Raw genomic sequence first — 8,000 nt, 5'->3', positions numbered from 1 at the left:
GGGTTCAGCCTGACGCTCGCCGTAGAACACCGGCTGGAGAACCGGCGTGCCATCGCGGGAGAGCACCAGCACCATCCCTGCCTCGGCCTTGAGTTCGGCCGCGATGACGGGCGGCCGTGCCCGGATTTCCTGACATTCGCGTTCGATGGCCTCGATGGCGGCTTCGGCCGCAGCGACAGCCTCCTCGGCACTGTCCTCGTCTTCGAGGATCGCCGCATGTTCGTCATAGGAGGCATCGAGTTCGTCGAGCCTCGCCAGTTCCGCTTCGGTCAGTAGTGCCGGTTCGGCGGGAAGCCGGACCAGCCCTTCGACCAGATCGTGGCTGGCATAGGGATCTAGCGTGGGCTTGACCCAGGCGAGACCCTGCTCGGCGGCGAGAGCTTTGGCCTGCTCTTCCATCTTTGCCGCCGCGAGGCTCTCGAGCAACGCTACATCGACCCAGGATTCGCTGTTGTCATCATCGAACAGTTCGCGTTCGATCCGGCCGCCGGCGGCGATGTAGGCATCGCGACCAACGAGCCGGGCGCGCGGATCGCTGCCCCGGACGGTCCCCGAGAGAACCATGCGTCGGATGCTGTCGGGATTGGGCGCATAGTAGGCCGAGGAAACCTGTTCGAAGACGCGAGCCTGGATCTCCTGGTCCGAGGTCGCACCGAAGGCCTTGGCGATGTCGAGAGTGATTTGACCGGATGCAAGGGCCTCGAACACAACCGGCGCAAGCGTCGCGAGACGCAGACGGCCCTCGACGAAGCGGACCGTCAGGCCGAAGCGGCGCGCAACATCCTCGACAGTTGCACCGCTTGAGACGAGCGCCGCAAAAGCCTGGGCTTCGTCCGCTGGGTTCATGGCGAGGCGGTGGAAGTTTTCTGCCAAGCTGGTCTCGACCGCGGCTTCGGTACTGTCTTCGAGGACGAGGCAGGTAACTTCGTGATCGCGGTCGAGGATCTTTTCGTCTGCGAGTTCAAGCATGGCGCGGCGGCGGCGCTCGCCGGCTTCCACCTCAAACTTGCCCTTGGCGGCAGGCTTGACGATGAGATTCTGCAGCAGACCAAAGGCTGCGATACTGGCCTTAAGCTCACCATCTGCAGTCGGATCGCTGTGACGACGAACATTACGGGGCGACTGAACGAGTTTGTTCAGCGGGATCGACTTGATCATGGGACACACTCCTGATTGTGAGCCCGGCGCATCGACCATCGACGCCCAAATGGCTCAATCAGGGCAAAGCCCACTCTTCTCTGGTGCATCCGCAGCAAATTGCCCGATGGCTTCGGTCAAACGCGATTGAGCAGAGATGCGGACACTCCAGGAGAATGGGTTGCTGAGCTGACTTGATCGCGGCAGTTGGATTGCAGCCACGAAAGCCGCGGTACGGACTTCCCTATCATCCGAAAAGTTTGCGCCAGACATCCACGATCCAATCAAGCGTGCGTTTGACCAATGCGTTCGCGAACGGCTGCCCCGGTTTGGGTGCCGGTATGCGCGAAGGCAACGGTTTTGGAGCAGGGGGCCGCTTGAGCCTCCGGTCTCGCTCCCGCCCTGCCTCGATCGCACCGCGAGACATCTTTCCTGCCCAGAGAATTTCGCCCTGCTTGATCACATAATGTGAAGCGCAAGCGAAGTCGTGATTGCCGATCGAAGGCCAGATCGATGCAGCATCCCCTTCTATCGTCAGTCGATACTCGGTACGAACGAGGGGTGTGGACACTTCTTCCCCGCACCCGCATGCGCAATTATGCAACGCGACGCGGCATTCCTCCGAGACATACAGGATGCCGTCTTCGAGAATCTCGGGTATTTCATCCACGAAGACGGTTTTGAGCCTGTCGACCCGGGCCATTATGCGGCCCTATTCGAGATGTTGTTGCCCTCGATCATGTAGACCGAGTTCACCTCGTTCCGCTCGTCGCGAAAATAGTTCGACCAGCGCTTCCATCGCATGATCGCCATGATGGCGTTGAGCGAATTGACAGCGGCGATCTGAATATCTGTCCGGTAAAGGTCGTCCTCCTCCTTGTCATCGCCCAACGGCAGCAACCGTTCGACTTCGGACCAGGCCATGCCGGGGCGGATGAAGGTTGCTCGGGCGCAGCCATCAAGACAATCCTCTTCCAGGCCTACTCCGATCCCGGTATCGACGAAGGGGATCTCCAGCCGAAGCAATCCCTCGGCTATCTCGCGGCGTGAAGACCCCTTATCGACGCAGACGAATACGAAATCGAAGCCTGCCAGCTCGTCCACATTAGCCGCTGTCACCCGAACAGGATGCGCGGTGATGCCCGTGTGCATCCGGGCATAGACCTGTGCGTAATAGTCGACCTTGTAGGGGAAACCCTTGAGCAGTTCCGGCTCCGGTGAGCCAGGCGACCGGAACAGATTGTGGTTCAAGAGCTGGTCGCCATCATAAAGATGGATTTCGGTAACCCAGGTCTTCGCCAGCAGATCGAGCAGAAACGATCCGGTTCCGCCAAGACCGATGATCGCGACCCGTCCCTTCAGCTTGCGGTTCACGCCGCCAATTCGATAGCGGGCCGAGGCGGAATCGGGAATGGCGAACGGGCTATCGTCATTGGCGATCATCGCCTTGGCATGGGTCCGGGCGTTGGCGGTCCGATCGAGAGACCGGGCAGCGCCGCCGATCAGTCGCTCATAGGCGACCACCTTGTCATAGATATTTTCGTACCGGTGGGTGACCTCGGGCTTGGACGAGAGATAGTGATCCACGTCCATCTCGCCGCAGCGCTGTTTCTGGGAATTGTTGATGATGTTCCCCATGGGGGCGCCGTTGCGATGGCACGGCGTCCCCCCTGCGAAATACATCGTGTGATCGCCTTGCGGCGTTGCCGTGAGGCCCGTGCCGTCTAGCGACAGGGCGCAGGTGAGCACGCCCCTTGCCAAATTTCCGTCAACCGTGACGTGCGGAATACTCCGCACGATCAAGTGGCTGTTGCGCACCTCGATCTCGAAGCCCTCCTCAACGAGGCGCTTGAGATGGGGATCACGACTTATCAGAGCGGCGGACATTGAAGACCATCCCTTTCTTCACCTGAATGGTCTCGCCTTCGACGAGATCGCCCTCGGCGCCATGGACACCGTGGAGATAGGTGATCGTGTAGTTGAAGTTCTCAAAGTCAGGGTTGGGGTAAGCGATCGCCGCGATCTCGCGGTAGCTGTGCGGGCGCTTTTCCACGCTCCGGGGCCGCCCGTTGACCTTAATGGTTACCGTCTTGGGTTCACGGCTGCGGATCCGCTCGACCCCGGCGCCATCCAGCGTCACCTCCCCATCGCTGGGGATGACGGCATCGCCAGCGCTGTCGAGGATGAGCTCAAGCTCTTCGTCGATCTTGCCATAGCGATAGATGTCGGCGGCGAGGATCGTCGGGGAACCCCATTCCCAGCCCCGCTCATTGACGGTGAAGTTGTAGGTGCGGTCGCCGGCGAATGAGAGAAAGACCGCGATCTCGCCGGTTGCGAACTTGACCTCCTCCTCGATGCTGATCGAACGGGCGAGGCCGCCTTCGATCTGGATCAGAACGAAATCGCTGGCAGGTTCAAGCCCCGCAATCTCGCGGATCTGGCTACCGTCCAGAAACTTGTCTCCGGTGCCATGAAGGACACCGTTGACGCTAAACTGAAATTTGTCGTGGCCCTTGGCCATAACGGTGCTCCATATTCTGCCGACTCTTGATCCCGAATCCACCATGGACTAGGATCAGCATCGAGTCCCGATGCGGACTATCTACATCGGGACTGATTTGCGTTTCAAGTCCAAATCTGGATGAGAGGGAGAATTATGCGTGGTTAAGCTCGAACCCACCGCCCAATCGGGCGAGGGGAGGCCCGCGATTCCAGCGGCAATGGAGGCATTCCAAGGGCTGGCGGAATTATGGCAGCTGTCGACCGAGGACCAGTTGCTACTGCTCGGGTCACCCGGCCGATCGACCTTTTTCAAATGGAAGAAGGATGGCGGATCGCTCCCGCGCGACACGGTCGAACGCGTTTCCCACCTACTGGCGATTCATAAAGCGCTCGAGATTCTGTTGCCCGACACTCGCGCTGCCGATGGTTGGATTCGCCGGCACAATGCCCAGTTCAACGGGCAAAGTGCCCTTGATGTCATGCGCGGCGGTCAGGTGATGGATATCTATCGCGTGAGACAATATGTGGATGCGCAACGTGGCGGATGAATTCATTGCGGTAGATATCGAGCAGCCCTTCTTCACGCTCATTCCATCGCGTTTCCCCACCATCGACGTGTTCGCCCGTGTGGCAAATGATCGCAGCGAAGCGCTGGCCGAGATTGAATCGCTGACCAATCCGCGCTTGCGCGAACGGAATCGTCTGATGAACGGGGCGAAAGTCGTGGATGGAAATGGTCCGCTTCTGCAAAACTGGAACCACGCGCCATTCACCTACCCGAACCCGGACGGCACGCGTTTCTTCGACGCGGATCGCCCCGCGCTCGAGCTGGCCGCGGATATGCAAACGGCATTGGCCATCTCGATCCGAAAGCGCGAGACGTTCCTCAGCAAGACTGGTGAAGCGCCGATTGGCCTGGAAATGCGCGAACTCTCGCGGCAGGTGAAGGGACGATTTGTCGATGGGCGTGACTGGGATCCCGAGCTTGATCTTACAGAACGGCGTCGGCGCGGTCTTCTGATTGCGGAAGCGGGCTTCGATGGTCTGCTTTTCAGGCCTGCCGAGCGACCATCAGGCCTCTGCGTGAGCGTGCTTAGAGGCGACGTGCTGGAGCGCGCCGTTCAACGCGATCATTTCAAGTTCGTTTGGGATGGCAGTCGCGTCCGCACGGTTTACTCGTTTGCCTCCGACGTCCAATATTCCCCGGAAGATCTGTGCGGGATAGACCAAGTTCTTGCCGCTTAGTGATGAAGCTATGACCCGGCCCTCTGAACCGATGTCCAGTTTGGAAGGCCTATCCGGCTTCCTTGGACGCCTGCTCTTAATCGGCAATTGCTGTCAGTCATTGCTAGGCAGGTCGACGATACGGAAAACAGCCCCTGATCCGGCATCACGCACGAGGTCGACGCGCGCGCCATCCCAGTGGTAGTCAAGGTGCCGCCCCTGGAGAGGATTTGACGCGCAGTCCGGGTAGAAGAGCGCGACGCATTCCCCGCCGGTGTGCCGGATGCTCGGGTAGGCAATGCCGTTTGATCCCGCGGCCTTGAGGTGCCGCGCGACCGCTTGGGATGCGGCATAGCTGTGGGGATCGAGCGCCGGAACCGGCTCCCCCGCCAGAGTTCGGAGATCATGCAAGTCAGCATCGACTGACATGACGATCTCCCGGAACTGCGAGGTCCAGCCAGGTGCTTCCTTCGTCCGGGCCATGAAGCGGGCATGGTGGTGGATCGTCTCGAACAGTGCGGTCTCGAACCGGTCGCCCAAGTAGAGCACGCCGTAACTGCCATCGGTAAAGCGGCTTGGCCGATCCGTGCTGACGTGGGTGAACGGCGCCATGAGGTAGGACGCGCCATTACCGCCGACGCGGCGTTCGACCGGAATTAGGTCGAGATTGCCAATAGTCGCCATGATGCGCGGATTGGTCTTCTGCTCTGCCGAGATCAGCAGCGGCCAGTCGGCTGGATCTGCGATGTCTTCGAACAGGTCGATCGGCGGAAAGGCGCTGCGGATGATCCTGACAGCGCCCTTCCACTCAACTCGAGAAACGGGGATATCCGCCGTTTCGTTCACCAGCCACCACGCTCGGCGTCGAGGTAGCGACGCACCCGCATGATATCGGTGAGTTCGCCCCCGAGCATCGCGTCGAGCGCACTGGATCCGCCAAACGCATCGTTGGCCGACCTGATCCAGGCATAGCTGCGGGTTGCCTCCGAGAAGATGATCCGAAGCGCCTTATGAATGCCCATCAGGTTGGACAGCCGAGCGCGGCCATCGCGCGAAACGCGCCCGGGGCCTTCGGCTTTCCAGCGGCGATAGGATCGCACCGGCATGTCGAGCAGCGTTGCCGCCTGCTCGTCGGTCAGCTCCCATTTGCCGAACAGATTGAGGACTGCCCGAAACATGGCAGCTGCTTCGTCCTGGGTAATCGGATCGGCACGGAATGCGGTAACGGCAGTATCAACGGGTTGCAGGGCCAGCATGGCAAATCTCCATATGGCATCATATGCGTCAATCAATGCCATCTGGCAATGATCTATGTGGATGATGCCAATCTGGCAATCACGTTCGCCGCGCCCTCGATCGGCACGAACAGCCGCGTCTGGTAGCGGATGATTTCCGTAAAGCAGCCTTGGGCCTTGTACCAGTCGAGGTGAGCCGCACTCCATCCGGTAAGTTCAATTCGCTGTGAGCTATTGACCAGGCTCCGCTTGACCATGAGCTGCTCGCGGCCAGTGAATTCCATCGGTCGACCGGTCGCGAGAACGGCCTGTACGATGTCGTCGGCGGAGAGCGATTGCTCGCGTTCCAGACCCAGCGCTCGGCACAGTTCCGGAACGCAATGGACCGGAACCTCCCGGCCGAGGAGCGACCGACCATCCGCCGCCGATATGCGACTGACCCTCACGAAATCCGAAGGAAGCTTGTCCCAGACCGGCAGCAGAAGGCCCGTCGCAAGATAGAGGCGCTCGCGCTTGTGGTTGGTCCGCGCTTCCTCGACTTCGGCTGCCCAGGCTTCGCGGAAAGCATCGACGGAGATTCCCTCCCAGCTGCTCTCAGCCAGCTGATCCTCGGTGATGTGGCTGCGTTTCAGCGGGCGCAGCAATTCGAAGCGGGCCACGCGCGTGCCGTCATCGGCAAGAATGCTGCGGGCGGGCACGAGCAAGGCAACGCGGCCTGAGCGGGCATTCCGAACAGGCCGCTGCCGTGGCACAGCAAGGCCGTGGAGTTCCTCGAGCCGCTTCAGTGTAAGCGGCTTCAAAGCTCTGGCAATTTCCAGTTCCAGCAGATGGGTGGTCGCGCCCGACGCCGGATCCGTGCGCAGCAGCGTGTCCGACAGGACCGTGAAGTCCTCGACCGCGATGGTCTCAAGGCCGAGATCGAGCGTGCCGGCCTGACGCGCGGCATCAATCCGCGCCTCGACCAGCCCCATGAACTCGTCAAAGATCGCGTTCTGCAGGGCAATCGGTAACGCGAGGATGCGATTGAGCCAGCGCTGGATCGACGGAAGATCATCGACCATCGACCCGTCGGGTGCTTCAATCCTGAGGCCGGTCAGCTCTTGGAAGCACCCTAACGAGACCGCTTCGAGCTTGCCGGTGAACAAGAGGCCGAACCAGCGGTGGAGCGCTTCCTTGGCGTAGATGCTCTCGAGATTGTCGGCCGGATCGAACAGGTTCTGACCGCCGGTCTGGCGCTGCCCGCGCGTCAATGCACCGAGGCCGTCGAGGCGCCGCGCGATCGTCGAGATGAAGCGCCGCTCGCCGCGCACATCGGTCGTTACCGGTCTGAACAGCGGCGCCGATGCCTGATTGGTGCGATTGGTCCGCCCCAAACCCTGAATCGCGGCGTCAGCGCGCCAGCCCGGTTCGAGCAGGAAGTGCACGCGGCGGGCCTGGTTCCTGGCGGCGAGATCGGCATGGTAGCTGCGCCCCGTTCCTCCGGCATCGGAAAAGACGAGGATGCGCTTGGTGCCGTCCATGAAAGCCTGGGTTTCGGCGACGTTGGCGCGAGGCGAACGGGATTGGAGCTTCTGACGACCATCGCGGCCGACGATGAGCCGGCGCGTCCGGCCAGTCACTTCCGCCACCTGCTCGACGCCGAAGCTTTCGATAATAGCATCAAGTGCTGTCGCGATCGGCGGCAAGGCGCAGAGCTGCTCTATCATCCGGTCGCGCGCGGCCAGTGCTGATCGGCAGAGCACCGGCGCGCCGTGCTCGTCGCTCATCGGCTCGGAGCGGGGATTGCCGTTTTCGTCGGTGAAGACCGCCATCAGCCGGACAGGAAAGCTTTTGGCGAGGTAGTCGATCACATATTCTTTGCAGTCGCAGTTTATGTCGAGCGTGGCGGCGGTAGGCGCAGGT

The 8,000-nt window shown here is 61.0% G+C and carries 9 protein-coding genes; 2 read left to right on the top strand and 7 right to left on the bottom strand.

What is annotated here, in order from left to right:
• The 4 genes from ACOVQ0_RS15845 to ACOVQ0_RS15830 form a co-directional block, all read right to left on the bottom strand.
• Positions 1-1,158, bottom strand: a 1,158-nt coding sequence (locus tag ACOVQ0_RS15845; RefSeq protein WP_421886538.1) for a ParB/RepB/Spo0J family partition protein, incomplete at its 3' end; no start/stop codon positions are given.
• 226 nt (positions 1,159-1,384) lie between these two features.
• Positions 1,385-1,840, bottom strand: a complete 456-nt coding sequence (locus tag ACOVQ0_RS15840) for a DUF6527 family protein (protein ID WP_226019581.1) — start codon at positions 1,838-1,840, stop codon at positions 1,385-1,387.
• Complete coding sequence (locus ACOVQ0_RS15835) at positions 1,840-3,024, bottom strand: ThiF family adenylyltransferase (protein ID WP_226019582.1); 1,185 nt, start codon at positions 3,022-3,024, stop codon at positions 1,840-1,842. Before ACOVQ0_RS15835 ends, ACOVQ0_RS15840 begins: the two co-directional genes overlap by 1 nt.
• Complete coding sequence (locus tag ACOVQ0_RS15830; RefSeq protein WP_226019583.1) at positions 2,999-3,658, bottom strand: multiubiquitin domain-containing protein; 660 nt, start codon at positions 3,656-3,658, stop codon at positions 2,999-3,001. Before ACOVQ0_RS15830 ends, ACOVQ0_RS15835 begins: the two co-directional genes overlap by 26 nt.
• A gap of 139 nt (positions 3,659-3,797) precedes the next feature.
• Here ACOVQ0_RS15830 and ACOVQ0_RS15825 point away from each other — a divergent pair, with 139 nt between their 5' ends.
• Both ACOVQ0_RS15825 and ACOVQ0_RS15820 read left to right on the top strand, forming a co-directional pair.
• Positions 3,798-4,187, top strand: coding sequence for an MbcA/ParS/Xre antitoxin family protein (locus tag ACOVQ0_RS15825; RefSeq protein WP_226019584.1), 390 nt, complete (start codon positions 3,798-3,800; stop codon positions 4,185-4,187).
• Positions 4,177-4,884 carry an RES family NAD+ phosphorylase gene (locus ACOVQ0_RS15820; RefSeq protein ID WP_226019585.1) on the top strand — a complete coding sequence of 236 codons (708 nt, stop codon included), beginning with the start codon at positions 4,177-4,179 and terminating at the stop codon, positions 4,882-4,884. Before ACOVQ0_RS15825 ends, ACOVQ0_RS15820 begins: the two co-directional genes overlap by 11 nt.
• A gap of 93 nt (positions 4,885-4,977) precedes the next feature.
• On the opposite strand, the gene ACOVQ0_RS15815 is transcribed toward ACOVQ0_RS15820, so the two are convergent.
• From ACOVQ0_RS15815 to ACOVQ0_RS15805, 3 genes are all read right to left on the bottom strand, one after another.
• A complete protein-coding gene (locus tag ACOVQ0_RS15815) occupies positions 4,978-5,709 on the bottom strand; it encodes an RES family NAD+ phosphorylase (protein WP_421886534.1) in 732 nt (243 codons plus the stop codon).
• Positions 5,706-6,119 (bottom strand): MbcA/ParS/Xre antitoxin family protein, encoded by a 414-nt coding sequence (locus tag ACOVQ0_RS15810; protein ID WP_226019587.1) that lies wholly within the window; start codon positions 6,117-6,119, stop codon positions 5,706-5,708. Before ACOVQ0_RS15810 ends, ACOVQ0_RS15815 begins: the two co-directional genes overlap by 4 nt.
• A 53-nt stretch (positions 6,120-6,172) precedes the next feature.
• A partial coding sequence (locus ACOVQ0_RS15805; protein WP_421886531.1) for a strawberry notch C-terminal domain-containing protein occupies positions 6,173-8,000 on the bottom strand: 1,828 nt, incomplete at its 5' end.

It is taken from the genome of Novosphingobium sp. (genome assembly GCF_049240505.1).
Taxonomy (GTDB): Bacteria; Pseudomonadota; Alphaproteobacteria; order Sphingomonadales; family Sphingomonadaceae; genus Novosphingobium.
Note: the sequence above shows the minus strand (reverse complement) of the source record. Positions and strands in the feature narration are given on the sequence as shown.